Source organism: Paraburkholderia xenovorans, from assembly GCF_046030735.1.
Taxonomy (GTDB): domain Bacteria; phylum Pseudomonadota; class Gammaproteobacteria; order Burkholderiales; family Burkholderiaceae; genus Paraburkholderia; species Paraburkholderia xenovorans_A.
In genome coordinates, this window is sequence record NZ_JAQQBV010000007.1 from 174,686 (window position 1) to 189,465 (window position 14,780).

Here is a 14,780-nt window from a genome sequence, read left to right on the forward strand (position 1 = left end):
GCACGCCGCTCGCGGAATCAATGAGCTGACGCGCCCGCTCAGAACGGCATACGCTGACAGAAAAGCACCAGCGCGAACGCGGCCGCGTTGGCCACCGCGAGTCCGGCAAAAGCGCGAGCGGTGCTGCGAAACATGAAGGATGCCGAAGCAACCGTGATCCAGACCGGCGGCACGAGCCACATCGCGACATGGAACTTGCTCGCGGCCTCGAGCCCGCCCGGCGACAGCCGCACGAACAATGCGCTCGCCGCCAGTGCAAGACCGAAGCCGCCGCTCACGCCTGCGACGAATTTCAAAAAGAGACCGCGCTCGATCGAAGCGCCCGCGCGTGGGCCGCTGGACTTGCGCGTCATGATGCGCCGCGCGCCGCGTGGTTCGCGCGTTTCATGCGGGAGCGCTCGACGAGCGCGCCGACAAACGGCAACACGCTCAGGCTCGCCATCAGCACGGTGACGACCACGGAAACCGACGCGGCCGGATGCAAGGTCCGCGCCGCGCACACGAGCGACAGCGCGATACAAACGGCCGCCGCGACGCGCGCCGGCCGGGCGGGCCACGGGCGGCGCAACCAGCGCTGGCCGTCGCTAGCGAGATAGAACAGCAAAGCGCCGGCAAAAGCCGGCGCGACGATCAAAACATTCCCCATGGTGTGACGAGACGCCGTACGAAGTCGATGATTCTTTAATGAGAATCATTATCATACACGGCTCGCCACGATTTCGCCCGGATCAGAACTTGTGGCGCAAGCCCGCGGCCACCACGATCTGCTGATTCGTCGACGAAGCCGTCTGTCCGCTCACGTCCGCGGTCAAGCCCGAACCGTCGGCGGCGAGGTGTTGATAGCTGCTTTGCAGATAGACGTCGGTGCGTTTGGACAGCGCATAGTCGGCCTGCACCGACACCTCCTGCCACTTCGGATGATGCGAGCCCGTCGCGTTCGACGTCGCGCCGGCTGTATAGGTGTACTCGCCATTCAGGCTCAACGCGGGCGTCAACGCGTAGCTCGCGTTGACTTCATAGTTGCTGAAGCTCGCGCCCTGCCCGTTCTGCACCAGACCAAGGCTGTTCGCGCCGTTGATCGTCGCGAGGCCGCCGAGTTGCGTGCGGGTCCACACGAAACCGAGCTTCGCCGCGCCGATCGCGTAGTTCGCGCCCGCGCCGTAGGTGCGTTGAAGCGCCGCGATGAAGGTGCGATCGGTGAGCGTAAGCGCGCCGTTCGTGTTCGCGCTGCCGCCATTGTTCGCCTGCAGATAGCCCGCACCGAGACTCAGCGGACCGTTGTCGTACGAAGCGCCGAAGCTGTACAGGCGGTTGTCGTCGAAGCCGCCTGCCTCATTCGAGAAGCCGTACAGCGTGCCGAATTTCAGACCCGCATAATCGACGCTCGCGAACTTCACCGCGTTGTTCACGCGAAACGAGTTGTTCAGGTTGTCGTTGTCGTACGGGTGTGCCGACAGATTGTTGCCGCCGGGATGGTGGCCGGTGAAGCTGAGCGGCGCGAGGTAATCCACCACCGAGTCGTATTGACGCCCGAGCGTCACGGTGCCGAGGCGGTTATTGGTCAGGCCCGTGAACGCCTGATAACCGAACTCGCGACCGCCCTGCCGCAACGAGCCGTTCATCACGCTGAAGCCGCTCTCCAGTTGAAACAGCGCCGCGGTGCCCGCGCCGAGATCTTCGTAGCCGCGAATGCTCCAATGGCTGCCGGTCACATTGCCGCTGCCGGCCTGCACGTTGCTATGGCCGTTCTGATTGTTCGTGTACGACAAACCCGCGTCGATGATGCCCGACAGCGCCACGCTCGACTGCGCGTGCGCGAGCGGCGCATAACCCACCACGTACCCCGCCGCGCACGCGGCAATCGCAAGAGTCTTCTTCATTTTTTCCCCGACCATGTTGTTGAACGAAACCGCGCTGTCGCGCGCGACGACACGGCGCCCTCCGCGAGGGCGCCGTTCGCAGCACGTCGAATAGATGTTGGAGGGCTGGCTGGGCCGTACGTCTAGTGGCTGGCGATGCCCGTGCGATCGGCGAGACCGTCGATCAGCACCTGATGCTGGCCGCGCGAGCACGGCTCGATGCGCGCGACGACCCCGAAAACTTCCGCAAGACTCGCCGGTGTGACGACCTGCTCCGGCGCACCGAAATGCACGATGCGGCCGCCGTGCAACAGCATCGCGCGCTCGCAGGTGCGCATCGCCGTGTTGATGTCGTGCATCACGACGACCGTCACGATGCCGCGCTCGCGCGTGACGTCGCGCAGCACCTGCATCACGTGAAACTGGTGGTTCAGATCGAGCGCCGACAGCGGCTCGTCGAGCAGCAGCACTTGCGGGTCGCGCACCAGCGCCTGCGCAATGCCGACCAGTTGACGCTGGCCGCCCGACAATTCGTCGAGCGAACGGGACGCGAGCGTGTCGATGCCGAGACGCTGCAAGACCGCGTGCGCCTGCTCGACATCGTTCGGATGGCGCGCGGGGCTCGTGGGGCTCGTGGGGCTCGCGTGGCTGACATGGCTCACATCGTTCATATGGCGCGGCCGCAACGACGCCCGCCGCGTCGCGCGGCACGCGACCAGCACCGATTCGAGCACCTGCAAGCGCACGCCTGCCGGCAGCGCCTGCGGCAAATAGACGACGCTATGCGAGCGCGCGTTCGCCGCGGATAACGCGAGCGTTTCGCCGTCGAGCGACAACGCGCCGTGTTGCGCGTGCGTGAGGCCGGCGAGCGTGCGCAGCAGCGTCGACTTGCCGCTGCCGTTCGGCCCGAGCAGCGCGGTGATCTGTCCGCGCGGCAACGGTCCCGCTTCGAGCGACACGAGCACCCGACGCTTCGCATAACTGACGCTCAGATCGTGAATATGGAGCCCGCTCATCCGAGCTCTCCCTGCGAGCGCACCACGATGCCGAGAAACAGCGGAATGCCGACCAGCGCGGTGACGATGCCCACCGGAATCAGCACGCCCGGAATGATCAGCTTCGACGCAATCGACGCCAGCGACAGCATCAGCGCACCGATCAGCGTGCTGCCCGGCAGATAGAACCGATGATCCTCGCCGAACAGCGTGCGCGCGATATGCGGCGCGATCAGCCCGACAAAGCCGATCGTGCCGACGAACGACACCGCCAGCGCCGACAGCACCGACACACGTAGCAGCGTGCCGAGCCGCAGCCGCCGCACGTCGATACCGAAGCTCGCCGCGCGGTCTTCGCCGAGACGCAGCGCGGTGAGCGTCCACGCGTTGCGCATCGAGAGCGGCAACGCGATTGCGAGCGCGACGCACAGCACGCCGATCTTGGTCCAGTCGGCGCGCGCAAGCGAACCGAGTGTCCAGAACACGAGACCTTGTAGCGCGTCCGCGGACGCGATGAACTGCATCAGCGAAACCAGCGCGTGGAACGCGAACACCAGCGCGATGCCCATCAGCACCACGCCCGCCGTACTCATGCCGCGCCAGCGCGCGACGCCGTCGAGCACCAGCGCCGACAGCAGCGCGAACACGAACGCGTTGGCCGACACGATCCAGGTCTGCGAGACGCCGGGGATCGCGAGGTCGAGCACGATCGCGAGCGACGCGCCGAACGCCGCAGCCGCCGAGACGCCGAGCGTGTACGGGCTCGCGAGCGGATTGTTGAGGATGGTCTGCATCTCCGCGCCGGAAAGCCCAAGCGAAGCGCCGACGATCAGCGCCATCACCGCGTACGGCAAGCGGATCTGCCAGACGATCACGCTGGTCGCCGGGTCCGCCGACGCGCGGTCGAACACCGTGCGCAGCAGCGTCGAGATCGGCAGGCCCGACGGCCCCGAGCGCAGATCGAACAGCAACGAGCCGACGATCAGCAAGCCGACCGCGACGAGCCACAGCATGCGCCGCTGCGTGAGACGCCGGTAGCGTTGCACGCTGGCGCGCGGCACGGCCGCGGGAGTCTGAAGCGTGGACATCGGACGAATCTCAGTGCGCAGCAAGCGGCGCGGCGGTAGCGGGCGCATCGACCCAGTACGCGCCATCGGGCGGCACCGCGAGGAAACGGCGATACAACTCCGCCTGGGTCGCGCGCACGTCGAGATCCTTGAATTGCTGCGGATAGAACCACTTCGCGAACGCCTCGATCGCGACGATGTTGTACGGCGAGTCGTAGTAGTTGTGCGAGATGCCGTGCACGCGGCCGTCGTGAATCGCCTTGATCGTCTCGAAGCCCGGCCGCGCGACCAGTGCCGCGAGGCTCGCGCGCGCGTCCGCGTCGCTCGTCAGCGCGCCGACCCGCAACGACGCGAGACCCGGCTTGGTGCGACTGCCGGTCGCGACGTACACGTCGGGGCGCGCCGCGATCACCTGTTCCATGCTGATGTCGCCGAGCACGCCGGGCACGAGGCCGGCCGCGATGTTGCGGCCACCCGCCGCCGTCACGAACTCGCCGAAGTTGCCGTTGCCGGCCGTGTGGCAGCAGCCCGCATCCCACACGCCCGCGAGCAGATCGACGAATACTTTTGGCCGTTGCGCCTGTGGAATCCGGTTCACCACGTTTTGCACGCGTGCCAGATGCTGCTGATAGAACTGCGCGTACGCGTCGGCTTCCTTCTCGCGATGCATCACCGCGCCGAGCAGTTTGATGCTCGGCAACGTGTTCTGCATCGGATGAAGACGGAAGTCGACGAACACGACCGTCGTGCCGGTCGCTTCCAGTTGTTTGACGAGCGCGTTGTAGCGGCTCGGACCGTGACCGGCAATGCTGAAGATCGCCAGATCGGGCTTCAGGCTCAGCGCTTTTTCGTCGCTGATGCTGTCTTCGGTCGCCTTGCCGATCAGCGGCACCTGGCGGATCGCGGGGAATTTTTCCGCGTATGCGTCGAAGGTTTGCGGGTCCATCGTCGGCAGATCGCCTTGCCAGCCGACCACGCGCGCCAGCGGATGCTGCCCTTCGAGCAGCGCAACCGCCATCAGCAGACGGCTTTCGCCGAGCAGAATGCGGTGCGGCTCGGCCGGAATCCGGACCGTGCGGCCGGCGAGGTCGGTGACGGTTTGTGCCTGGGCGACTGCGGTTGCAACGGTTGCCGCGGTTGAGGCCGCAGCCGACGTCGGCACCGCATCCGCCGCCACAGCCAGCGCGCCGCATGCGAACAGCGTGCACGCCGCCATCGCACGCGCGACCGGCGCCAGGCCACGAGTGCCTGAAGTGATTCCGAAAATCGACATGATATAGTTGGTGAATGAGAATGATTGCGATTTGGCGTCACTTTAGCGACGCAATGTAATGGCGATGTGTTGGAAACAGGCTGTTTTGTAATGGAATGTGTTGGCGCGGCGTCGCACGCATCCGGCGTGCGTCGAATCCACTTAGGAACGCGCCCGGAACCCACCTGAGCGCGCGTGAAGCGGCTACCATCCGCACCGGGCAATCCGGCAAAAAGAAGAATTTGACGATGGACCACATACTGATCGTCGACGACGATCCCAACATCCGCACGCTGTTGCGCGACTATCTGCGCGAGATGGGCTACGACGCGAGCACCGCCGAAAACAGCGCGCAGATGGAGCGGATCATCAAGACCTCGCAGGTGGATCTCGTCGTGCTGGATCTGATGCTCGACGGCGAGGACGGTCTCGACATCACGCGCGAACTGCGCCGCGGCCACAGCGTGCCGATCATCATCCTGAGCGCGCGCGGCGGGCTGCTCGACCGTATCCTCGGCCTCGAAATGGGCGCCGACGACTACCTGCCCAAGCCCTTCGATCCGCGCGAACTGGTCGCCAAGATCAAGGTCGTGCTGAGGCGCACGCGCGCGATGCCGGAAGCACCGCGCGCCGATGCGTCCGCGTTCGTCAGCTTCGCCGGCTGGCGGCTCGATACGCGGATGAAGCAGATGCTGTCGCCCGACGGCGTGGTCGTGTCGCTCGGCGGCTCCGATTTCCGCACGCTGCGCACGCTGCTCGACCATCCGAACCGGCCGCTGTCACGGGAGTTTCTGCTCGACCGCGTGTTCGGCAAGGAACGCACGCCGCTCGACCGCTCGATCGATGTCTGCGTCAGCCGTCTGCGCCAGCATCTGAAAGACGAGGCGCGGCGCGGCAGCGCGCTGATTCGCACCGTGCGCAACGAGGGTTATATGCTGGTCGCCGATGTCGCCTACGAAGCCTGACGCAAGCGCGCGCCGCGCGTGGGCCGTGCGCTTTTGGCCCCGCCTTTGGCCCGACTCCCTGTACGGACGGCTCGTGCTGATTCTGGTGGTCGGCATGTTCGCGGGGCAGTTGTTCACCAGCACGATCTGGTTCGAGACGCACGACAATCGCACACTCGAAATTCCCGCGCGTTTATTCGCGAGCCGCCTCGCCGATACGGTGCGCCTGCTGCAACGCGCGCCCGACCGCGAGGCGCGCGAGGCGATCGTCGCCACGCTCGGCGACGCGCGTTACCGGCTGCAATGGGTCGCGGCGCCCGCCGCGCTGCCGCCGCTTTCGGTCGCGAAGAAAAGCGTCGGCGATCTGTTGTCCGGGGTGATCGCGCGACGGCTGCACGAACCCGTCGACGTGCATCTGCTCGACGCCGAGTTACGCGACGATACCGGCCGTCACGGCGTGCTGAGCCTGTTCAACTCGCGCATGCCGTCGGGCGATTTCCACGTGCAGTTGCAAGTCGCCGACGGCGCGTGGCTCGACGTGCAGGCGAACGAAGGCCAGGCGGGCATGCAAACAGAGCCGCGCGAACTGGTCGTCGATTATCTGGTGCGGATCTATCTGGTGCGTTTCACCGCGGTGCTGTTGCTCGCGCTGATCGCCGTGCGCTTCGCGGTGCGGCCGTTGAAGGAACTCGCGAGCGCCGCCGAAGCGCTCGGCCGCAACATGTACCGCCCGCCATTGCCGGTGCGCGGTCCGCGTGAAGTGCGCAGCGCCGCGCAATCGTTCAATACGATGCAGAAGCAATTGGCCGACAGCATCGCCGCGCGCACGCGCTTTCTCACCGCGGTTTCGCACGATCTGCGCTCGCCGCTCACGCGCTTGCGGCTGCGCGCCGAGATGCTGCCCGACGCGACCTGGCGCGAGCGCCTGCGCGGCGATCTCGACGACATGGAAGCGATGGTGCGCACGACGCTCGATGCCGTGCAGGGCGTGGAAATCACCGAGGCGCGGCACGACATCGATCTCGATTCGATGCTCGAAGGGATCGCCGAAGATGCGCGCGACGCGGGCCATCGGGTGGCGATCGAAGGCCGCGCGACACGGCCGATGCCAGGTTATCCGCGCAATCTGAAACGCTGTTTGCAGAATCTCGTCGACAACGCGATCCGCTACGGCGGCGAGGCCGATATCCGGGTCCGCGAAATGGGGCACGCGATGGAGATCGTCGTCGGCGATCGCGGGCCGGGGATCGCCGATCCAGCGTTGCTCGAGCGCGTGTTCGAACCGTATTTCCGGATCGACGCGCCGGGCTCGCCGAAGACGCGCGGCACCGGCCTCGGACTGACGATCGCGCGCAGCATCGCGGCCGCGCACGGCGGCACGCTGACGCTGCGCAATCGCGCGGATAAGGGGCTGGACGCGGTGCTGGTGTTGCAGCGGGATGCTTGAGTTCGGCTGCGGCCCGCAAAGCGGGAATGCGCGGCTGAAATCGTCGACCCGCTACGCCCGACTCAATGCTGCCCAGCGTTGAGCAGCATCCAGATGCGCTGCGTCGGCGGTCCCGCCTGAATCCGCGCAAATACGCCGCGGCATCGAACACAGGTGAAGTGCTGCTCCACCCGCGCGTCTTTCACGGTACCGACGCCGTTCAGGGTGAGGTCTTTGTGCGGCGGCTCGTCGGCCGACTTTCCGTAGAGGTCGGCGCAAGCGGCGCAAGGTTGAATCCACAGGTCCATGCGTGTTCTTAAGTTGTGACGAGTGCTCAAAACGGCCCGCGACTCGCCAGGTGGGCATACTGTTCTTGTAGCGTTCCGATTCGCCGACGGTGCGCGGCGAGCAGACAGGCCTGGTTCGCCGCGCACTTCCTGCGCTCGCTGTCTCAGGCCTTCGAATTTCTGTCTCCTCCGGTCGACGACCGCCGCCAACCTCGCATAGTACCCGGGCGATGCCGTGCCGTCGTCGCATCGCGTCGTCGCATCTTTGCTGCACCTTTGCTGCACATCAAACGTCCGTACCGGACAGCATCCTCAAAATCGTACCGGTACTGTACTGGACCGCATCGATAGAATGTCCTCCAAGTTCTACCGATCCCGGAGCCTTCCATGTCTTTCCTCAGCCTCAGTTTCAGCGCGCTGCCCGCGGGCATTCTGTTCGCGCTCGTCACCTCGGTTACGCCCGGCCCGAACAACACGATGCTGCTGGCCTCGGGCGTCAACTTCGGCTTTCGCCGCACACTGCCGCATCTGTCGGGTATCAGCGCCGGTGTCGTGCTGTTGATGCTGTCGGTCGGGATCGGGCTGGGTGAAGCCTTCGTGCATTTTCCGGTGCTGTACACCGTGCTCGAAATCGCGAGCATCGCCTATCTGCTTTATCTGGCGTGGAAAATCGGCACCTCCGGCCAGCTCAAGGTCAAAACCGGCGACAGCCGGCCGATGAAATTCTACGAGGCCCTCGCGTTTCAATGGGTGAACCCGAAGGCGTGGATGATGGTGCTGACCGCTGCTACCACGATTCACCTCAGCGAGAGCTACAGCATCAACGCACTGGCGATGGCGGCGGTGTTCTACGTGATCGGCTTTCCGTGCATCTGCCTGTGGGCCGGTTTCGGCACTGCGATGCGGCGCGTGCTGTCCGACCCGAAGCGGCTGCGCGTCTTCAATATCGCGATGGCGTTGTTGCTGGTGGCCTCGCTGTATCCGATCGCGCTGAAGCTGGTTAGCTGAAGGGCGAACCGTCGCCACGCCGGCTGCGCCGCTAGATTGAGCCCTGCCCGACCCGTTCGATGAAACGCCACAATGCGTCGTCGGTCGAGTACGGCGCGTTGAAGCGGAACCAGGCGCTCGGCGCGTCGTCTGGACGGAAGTAAGAGCCGGGCGCGAGCCAGATGCCGTGCGCGAGCGCGGCCGTCGCTACTTCGCCAGCTCGCTCCGCTTCGATAGGCAAGCGCGCCCACAGGAACAGCCCCGCGCGCGGCCGGTGAAACAGCTCGAGGCCCAGCGAATCGATGCGCTCCTCGACCGTCGTGTGCGCGGCCTTGAGCCGCTCGTTCACCGCTTCCACATGGCGCGCATAGCGCCCTTCCAGCAACACCTTGTCGACGATCCGCTCGATCGCCTCCGACGACGTGAGACCCACCGCCATTTTCGTGCGCGCCAGTTCGCGCAGCACCGCGCGCTCGGCGACCACGTAGCCGCAGCGCAGCCCTGGCGTGACCGTCTTCGAAAAGCCGCCCACGTAGAGCACGCGCTGCAAGCCCTCCATCGCGGCGAACAGCGGCGCGCCGGTCGGCGCGAGTTCACGGCTCACGTCGTCCTCGATCACCCACATGCGCTGACGCTCGGCGATCTGCAACAGCCGGAACGCCGCCGACATGCCGAAGGTCGCGCCGGTCGGATTCTGCAGCGTCGTGTTGACGAAAATCGCCTTCGGCTTGTGCTCGGCGACGAGTGCCTCCAGCACGTCCGTATCCACACCGGCCGGCGTGCGCGGCACGCCGTGCACGACGAGCCCGGCGAGCTTGAGAATCTGCAGCAGATTGCAATAACCCGGATCTTCGACGATCACCGCATCGCCCGCGCGCAGCAACGTGCGCACGATCAGGTCGAGCCCTTGCGTCGCGCCCTGGGTCAGCAGCACGTTCGACACGTCGACCGGCAAGCCGCGCCGGTCCAGCTGCTCGGCGATCCGCTCGCGCAACGGCGCAAAACCGTACGGATGACCGTAGTCGCCGAGGCGCGCGGCCGGCACCCGGCTCACTGCGCGCAGCGCGTGCTGCAAACCGCTTTCGTTGATCCATTCGTTCGGCAGCCAGCCGCCGCCGGCCTTGATCGGCACCGAATGATCGGCGAATACGTCCGACAGCAGCCACGTGGCCGTCAAGCTCGGCGGCTGCCAGTCGGTGGCGGCCACGCGCACGGATTGCGAGCGCGCGGCCACGCGGTAGCCGGAGCCGCGCCGCGCGACGACCAGCCCCATCGAAACAAGACGGTTGTAGGCTTCGGTCACCGTAAACGTGCTCAATTCGTGGCTTTGCGCCAGTTGACGCACCGACGGCAGCAGCGCGCCGGCGCGCAGCGATTGCGCTTCGATGGCGCTCGCGAAGCCTTGCACCACCTGCTCCACGAGCGTGGGCGCGGCGCGCCGGTCGCGCTCGAGTTGTAGTTCGATCATGGTCGGGACGGAGTAGGATCTTTCGGATGTCGTGCGGCTCGAACCGAAGCGATCGGCACAGTTAGCGCGCTTTCACCAACACAGTTAGCGCCACACCGCGTCAACTGTTTATGCCGCCATTAAACCGCGAACGCTACAGTTTTGGCTACGCCCCGAAGGAAGTCTCCTTGGGGGAACACTTCGAGGAGAACACCATGACTTCGCGCCCCGTCATCGACGACCTGTCGTCTTTCTGGATGCCTTTCACCGCCAACCGCCAGTTCAAGGCTGCGCCGCGCCTGCTGGAATCGGCCAAGGGCATGTACTACCGCAGCAGCGACGGGCGTGAAGTGCTCGACGGCTGCGCGGGCCTGTGGTGCGTGAATGCCGGTCACAGCCGCGACGAAATCGTCGCCGCGATCACGCAGCAGCTTTCCACGCTCGATTTCGCGCCGACTTTCCAGATGGGCCACCCGCTCGCGTTCGAAGCCGCCACCCGGGTCGCCGAGTTGATGCCGGAAGGGCTCGACCGGATTTTCTTCACGAACTCCGGTTCGGAATCCGTCGACACCGCGCTGAAGATCGCGCTCGCGTATCACCGTGCGCGCGGCGAAGGGCAGCGCACGCGTCTGATCGGCCGTGAACGCGGCTATCACGGTGTGGGCTTCGGCGGCATTTCGGTCGGCGGGATCGCGCCGAACCGCAAGACTTTCTCGGGCGCGCTGCTGCCCGCCATCGATCACCTGCCGCACACGCACAACCTCGAACACAACGCGTTCTCGAAGGGCCAGCCGGCCTGGGGCGCGCATCTCGCCGAAGAACTCGAACGCATCGTCACGCTGCACGATGCGTCGACGATTGCCGCGGTGATCGTCGAACCGGTCGCGGGTTCGACCGGCGTGCTGATTCCGCCGCAAGGCTACCTGCAGAAGCTGCGCGAGATCTGCACGAAGCACGGCATCCTGCTGATTTTCGACGAAGTGATTACCGGTTTCGGGCGCGTCGGCAAGGCGACGGCGAGCGAATACTTCGGCGTCACGCCGGACCTGATCACGATGGCGAAGGCGATCAACAACGCCGCGATCCCGATGGGCGCGGTGGCCGCGAGCCGCACGATTCACGACACGATCGTCAATGCCGGCGCGCAAGGCGCGATCGAACTGTTCCACGGCTACACGTACTCGGCGCACCCGGCCGCCGCAGCCGCGGCGGTGGCGACACTGGATCTGTATCGTCGCGAGAGCTTGTTCGAGCGCGCTGCAACGCTCGCGCCGACGTTCGAAGCCGCCGCGCACTCGCTGCGCGGCACGAAGCACGTGAAGGACGTTCGCAACCTCGGCATGATTGCCGGCGTCGAACTCGAGCCGCGCGACGGCGCGCCGGGCGCGCGGGCTTACGAAGCGTTCGTGAAATGCTTCGAGGCGGGTGTACTGGTGCGGTTTACCGGCGACATCCTCGCGTTCTCGCCGCCGTTGATCATCAATGAAGAGCAGATCGCGCACATCTTCAAGACCGTCGGGGACGTGCTGAATACGGTGCAGTAAAGTCAGGCGGGCAGTACGGCGACCTGACGGCACGAGCGAGTGTTTGCCGGCGACATAGGTGAGCGACGCGCTCGCTGTTTTGCGGAGAACGGGTAAGGTCCCGCGTTACCCGCCTCCAAACTGCGCGCGAACACTCAATGATGCGTGCGTGACGCTCTCGTCTGCGCGGCCTTTTTGGCGGCTGCCGAGCGGCCTGCCGCGCCTTTAGTCGCGGCGGCTTTCTTTGCCGCTGCGGAACGGCTGGCTGCCGGACGTTTGGCAGCTGCCGACTTCGTCTGCTTCGACAGGGCCGTGCGCGATGCGCCGGCTGTGCTTTCACGCTTCAATGCATTCGTGGACGCGCGTGAACGCTTCGCGGTCGATTCACTGCTCTTTTTCGCGGCGGATTTGTGGCTGCCGGCGGCATTGTCCTTGTCTGCTTTCTTGCGGGTCGCTTCGCTCGCGGTTCCTTTCTTTGGCGACTTCACGGCGACGCCTGCGCGGCGCGCTTCCGACAGGCCGATTGCGATCGCCTGTTTCGCCGATCTGACGCCGTGCTTGCCTGCACGGACCTTATCGACCTGCTCCTTGACGAACTCACCGGCCTGGGTGCTCGATGCTTTGCCGGCGCGTTTGTCGGCTTGGGCACGCTTGATGGTTTTCTGTTCGGGCATGACGGTCCTCCGGTTGACTGTTGACCCTGTTCACGCAGCAACGGATGTGCCAACGGTTTTGCTGTGCGTTCTGAAATTACCGACGATGCTCGCGCGGCTCACGTGGACGGCGTATGGTAATGGCGACGGTCGGCGCCGTGGACCGACCTGCCGGGAGATGCTCATGAAGATACCGACCGTTCGTGCAGGCGCGCATATTGAAGGCGTGCATTGGGTTGCCGAGTACGCTGAAGACGTTCACGAGATCCGGATATTCCGTGAGGGCCAGGAGGTGGATGTGCATGATGCACCGTCCGCGTTATTTGGCGATGAAGAAAATGCCGGGTCGAAAAGCACGGCGGATCATCGGGGGGCGGAGGCAGCGGTGTTGGCTTATTTGAGGCGGTTTGTTAATGAGCATGATGCGGAGGAGTAGGGTTTTATTTTTTGCCTACGGCGTTGGGGGTTTTTCATTTTTTCTGGTTTTTATTTTCTGTCTGGTTTTATTTTTTCTGCTTTTCATTTCTTATTGGTTTATTAGTGTTGCCCCTGTGCGGGGCGGCACTTACTTTCTTTGCCGCGGCAAAGAAAGATAAGCAAAGAAAGCCGCTCACACCGCCAGTGCTATGAGTTATCAGCGTCTGGTTACCCACGGTGGCCCCGGAGCATCCGGGTCGTCGCGCATTCCGCGTGAGTGACAAGGCCATGTCACATCCCGTCTCGCACTGCGTGCTCGCCGGAACGGTCCGCGCAAACCGAAGGTTTGCATGGGGCGTCGCGCCGAGCGAAGCGACGGCCCCCGCTAACGCGAAACGAAGAGAGTGGTTGATGAAGTACCGCTCCGGCGCGCGCAGCGCCGCCGGAACTGATGAGCGCCTTGTCACTCACGCGGAGTGTGCGACGCCCCGGATGCTCCGGGGCCACTACCGGTGACCTGCCGCTGATAACGCATAGCACTAGCGGTGTGAGCGGCTTTCTTTGCTTATCTTTCTTTGCCGCGGCAAAGAAAGTAAGTGCCGCCCCGCACAGGGGCAACACTAATAAACCACAAAGAAATGAAAACCAAACAGAAATAAAAAACCAGACAACAAACAAATGAAATAACCAAAAAATCTCACTCACCAACCCGCAACCTCTTAACCTCCGCATCCGAAGGTTGCACACTAGCCCCATCCACATACCGATAAGAAGTCATCACCCCCTTCCCATCTTTAAGGCCAGTCACTCCAACATAAGCCCCCATAGTCGACTGATTATCCTGCGACCGATAATTAATAGGCCCAAACGGCGTATCAACACTCAACCCTTTAAAAGCAGCAGCCAACTTATCCGGATCGGCGGAGCCGGCCTTCTTCAATCCATCGGCAATCGACATCAAAGCCGAATATCCAACCACCGACCCCAACCGCGGGTAATCGTGATACTTCGCCTGATACACATCGACAAACTTCTTATTCGCCGCCGTATCGATCGAATACCACGGATAACCCGTCACAATCCACCCGGTAGGCGCCTCCGCCCCCAACGGGTCGAGATAATCAGGCTCGCCAGTCAACAACGACACCACGCTACGATCCTTGAACAGCCCCCGCGTATTCCCCTCCCGCACGAACTTGCCAAGATCCGCACCAAACAGCACATTGAAAATCGCGTCCGGCTTCGCATCGGCGATCGCTTGCGACACCGCACCCGCATCCACGTTACCCAGCGGCGTCGCCTGCTCGGCCACGAACTGCACGTCCGGCTGCGCGGCCGTCATCAGCTTCTTGAACGTCGCAATCGCGGACTGCCCATACTCGTAATTCGGATACACCAGCGCCCAACGCTTCTTCTTCAGCTTCAGCGCTTCCGGCACCAGCATCGCGACCTGCATATACGTCGACGGACGCAAACGGTACGTGTATTTGTTGCCGTCAGCCCAAACGATCTTGTCGGTCAGCGGCTCGGCGGCAAGGAAGAAAATCTTCTTCTGCTTCGCAAAGTCAGTCAACGCGAGACCGGTGTTCGACAGAAAGCCGCCGAACAGCAACTGCACCTGCTCGCGTGCAATCAACTCCTGCGCGACGCGGATCGTGTCGCCCGGATTGCCGTTGTCGTCGCGCGATACGACTTCAAGCTGCTTGCCAAGCACGCCGCCCGACGCGTTCACCTGTTCGAGCGCCAGATTCCAACCGTTTTTGTAAGGCCCGAGAAAGGCGGGCTGCGCCTTGTAGCTGTTGATTTCGCCGATCTTGATCGTCTGCTGGGCGCTCGCCCCCCAAGCCGCGAACGAGAAGACAGTGGCAACCGTAAGGCGAGAGATCCATCCTGCGCGCGTGGTCATGCGTTTCTCCGATATCA

The 14,780-nt window shown here is 64.2% G+C and carries 15 protein-coding genes; 5 read left to right on the top strand and 10 right to left on the bottom strand.

Going from position 1 to position 14,780, the window contains the following annotated elements; all coding sequences use genetic code 11:
- Nucleotides 1-38: 38 nt before the first annotated feature.
- From PQQ51_RS09405 to PQQ51_RS09430, 6 genes are all read right to left on the bottom strand, one after another.
- The gene (locus tag PQQ51_RS09405) at nucleotides 39-353 is read right to left on the bottom strand and encodes a hypothetical protein (RefSeq protein WP_408496496.1); all 315 of its coding nucleotides are present in this window, start codon (nucleotides 351-353) and stop codon (nucleotides 39-41) included.
- Entirely contained in the window at nucleotides 350-646 is a 297-nt protein-coding gene (locus tag PQQ51_RS09410; protein WP_408496497.1) for a hypothetical protein, read from the bottom strand. Before PQQ51_RS09410 ends, PQQ51_RS09405 begins: the two co-directional genes overlap by 4 nt.
- 82 nt (nucleotides 647-728) lie before the next feature.
- The gene (locus PQQ51_RS09415) at nucleotides 729-1,880 is read right to left on the bottom strand and encodes a porin (RefSeq protein ID WP_408496498.1); all 1,152 of its coding nucleotides are present in this window, start codon (nucleotides 1,878-1,880) and stop codon (nucleotides 729-731) included.
- Between the two features lie 122 nt (nucleotides 1,881-2,002).
- Nucleotides 2,003-2,875 carry an ABC transporter ATP-binding protein gene (locus PQQ51_RS09420; RefSeq protein ID WP_408496499.1) on the bottom strand — a complete coding sequence of 291 codons (873 nt, stop codon included), beginning with the start codon at nucleotides 2,873-2,875 and terminating at the stop codon, nucleotides 2,003-2,005.
- Complete coding sequence (locus tag PQQ51_RS09425) at nucleotides 2,872-3,942, bottom strand: FecCD family ABC transporter permease (protein WP_408496500.1); 1,071 nt, start codon at nucleotides 3,940-3,942, stop codon at nucleotides 2,872-2,874. Before PQQ51_RS09425 ends, PQQ51_RS09420 begins: the two co-directional genes overlap by 4 nt.
- 10 nt (nucleotides 3,943-3,952) lie before the next feature.
- Nucleotides 3,953-5,194, bottom strand: coding sequence for an ABC transporter substrate-binding protein (locus PQQ51_RS09430; RefSeq protein WP_408496501.1), 1,242 nt, complete (start codon nucleotides 5,192-5,194; stop codon nucleotides 3,953-3,955).
- 227 nt (nucleotides 5,195-5,421) lie between these two features.
- On the opposite strand from PQQ51_RS09430, the gene PQQ51_RS09435 reads away from it, so the two are divergent.
- Nucleotides 5,422-6,138 carry a response regulator gene (locus PQQ51_RS09435; protein WP_408496502.1) on the top strand — a complete coding sequence of 239 codons (717 nt, stop codon included), beginning with the start codon at nucleotides 5,422-5,424 and terminating at the stop codon, nucleotides 6,136-6,138.
- Between the two features lie 73 nt (nucleotides 6,139-6,211).
- A complete protein-coding gene (locus PQQ51_RS09440) occupies nucleotides 6,212-7,564 on the top strand; it encodes an ATP-binding protein (protein ID WP_408496503.1) in 1,353 nt (450 codons plus the stop codon).
- A gap of 62 nt (nucleotides 7,565-7,626) precedes the next feature.
- Here PQQ51_RS09440 and PQQ51_RS09445 read toward each other — a convergent pair whose 3' ends face one another.
- The gene (locus PQQ51_RS09445; RefSeq protein ID WP_408496504.1) at nucleotides 7,627-7,851 is read right to left on the bottom strand and encodes a hypothetical protein; all 225 of its coding nucleotides are present in this window, start codon (nucleotides 7,849-7,851) and stop codon (nucleotides 7,627-7,629) included.
- 366 nt (nucleotides 7,852-8,217) lie between these two features.
- On the opposite strand from PQQ51_RS09445, the gene PQQ51_RS09450 reads away from it, so the two are divergent.
- Entirely contained in the window at nucleotides 8,218-8,838 is a 621-nt protein-coding gene (locus tag PQQ51_RS09450; RefSeq protein WP_408496505.1) for a LysE family translocator, read from the top strand.
- 31 nt (nucleotides 8,839-8,869) lie between these two features.
- Here PQQ51_RS09450 and PQQ51_RS09455 read toward each other — a convergent pair whose 3' ends face one another.
- Complete coding sequence (locus PQQ51_RS09455; protein WP_408496506.1) at nucleotides 8,870-10,285, bottom strand: aminotransferase-like domain-containing protein; 1,416 nt, start codon at nucleotides 10,283-10,285, stop codon at nucleotides 8,870-8,872.
- A 194-nt stretch (nucleotides 10,286-10,479) separates the two neighbouring features.
- Here PQQ51_RS09455 and aptA point away from each other — a divergent pair, with 194 nt between their 5' ends.
- Nucleotides 10,480-11,808: an omega-aminotransferase AptA gene (gene aptA / locus PQQ51_RS09460; protein WP_408496507.1), complete on the top strand. Its 1,329-nt coding sequence runs from the start codon at nucleotides 10,480-10,482 to the stop codon at nucleotides 11,806-11,808.
- 134 nt (nucleotides 11,809-11,942) lie between these two features.
- Here aptA and PQQ51_RS09465 read toward each other — a convergent pair whose 3' ends face one another.
- Nucleotides 11,943-12,461 carry a DUF6496 domain-containing protein gene (locus PQQ51_RS09465; RefSeq protein ID WP_408496508.1) on the bottom strand — a complete coding sequence of 173 codons (519 nt, stop codon included), beginning with the start codon at nucleotides 12,459-12,461 and terminating at the stop codon, nucleotides 11,943-11,945.
- 163 nt (nucleotides 12,462-12,624) lie between these two features.
- Here PQQ51_RS09465 and PQQ51_RS09470 point away from each other — a divergent pair, with 163 nt between their 5' ends.
- Nucleotides 12,625-12,876, top strand: coding sequence for a hypothetical protein (locus tag PQQ51_RS09470; RefSeq protein WP_408496509.1), 252 nt, complete (start codon nucleotides 12,625-12,627; stop codon nucleotides 12,874-12,876).
- 678 nt (nucleotides 12,877-13,554) lie between these two features.
- Here the strand turns inward: PQQ51_RS09470 and PQQ51_RS09475 are convergent.
- Nucleotides 13,555-14,763 (bottom strand): ABC transporter substrate-binding protein, encoded by a 1,209-nt coding sequence (locus PQQ51_RS09475; RefSeq protein WP_408496510.1) that lies wholly within the window; start codon nucleotides 14,761-14,763, stop codon nucleotides 13,555-13,557.
- Nucleotides 14,764-14,780: the final 17 nt, after the last annotated feature.

Bases quoted from the DNA above. Each gene is read 5' to 3' on its own strand.
- PQQ51_RS09465 (WP_408496508.1), bottom strand. From the start codon at position 12,461: ATGCCCGAACAGAAAACCATCAAGCGTGCCCAAGCCGACAAACGCGCC.
- PQQ51_RS09470 (WP_408496509.1), top strand. From the start codon at position 12,625: ATGAAGATACCGACCGTTCGTGCAGGCGCGCATATTGAAGGCGTGCAT.
- PQQ51_RS09405 (WP_408496496.1), bottom strand. From the start codon at position 353: ATGACGCGCAAGTCCAGCGGCCCACGCGCGGGCGCTTCGATCGAGCGC.
- PQQ51_RS09415 (WP_408496498.1), bottom strand. From the start codon at position 1,880: ATGAAGAAGACTCTTGCGATTGCCGCGTGCGCGGCGGGGTACGTGGTG.
- PQQ51_RS09445 (WP_408496504.1), bottom strand. From the start codon at position 7,851: ATGGACCTGTGGATTCAACCTTGCGCCGCTTGCGCCGACCTCTACGGA.
- PQQ51_RS09455 (WP_408496506.1), bottom strand. From the start codon at position 10,285: ATGATCGAACTACAACTCGAGCGCGACCGGCGCGCCGCGCCCACGCTC.
- PQQ51_RS09425 (WP_408496500.1), bottom strand. From the start codon at position 3,942: ATGTCCACGCTTCAGACTCCCGCGGCCGTGCCGCGCGCCAGCGTGCAA.
- PQQ51_RS09450 (WP_408496505.1), top strand. From the start codon at position 8,218: ATGTCTTTCCTCAGCCTCAGTTTCAGCGCGCTGCCCGCGGGCATTCTG.
- PQQ51_RS09420 (WP_408496499.1), bottom strand. From the start codon at position 2,875: ATGAGCGGGCTCCATATTCACGATCTGAGCGTCAGTTATGCGAAGCGT.
- PQQ51_RS09435 (WP_408496502.1), top strand. From the start codon at position 5,422: ATGGACCACATACTGATCGTCGACGACGATCCCAACATCCGCACGCTG.
- PQQ51_RS09410 (WP_408496497.1), bottom strand. From the start codon at position 646: ATGGGGAATGTTTTGATCGTCGCGCCGGCTTTTGCCGGCGCTTTGCTG.
- PQQ51_RS09475 (WP_408496510.1), bottom strand. From the start codon at position 14,763: ATGACCACGCGCGCAGGATGGATCTCTCGCCTTACGGTTGCCACTGTC.
- aptA (WP_408496507.1), top strand. From the start codon at position 10,480: ATGACTTCGCGCCCCGTCATCGACGACCTGTCGTCTTTCTGGATGCCT.
- PQQ51_RS09430 (WP_408496501.1), bottom strand. From the start codon at position 5,194: ATGTCGATTTTCGGAATCACTTCAGGCACTCGTGGCCTGGCGCCGGTC.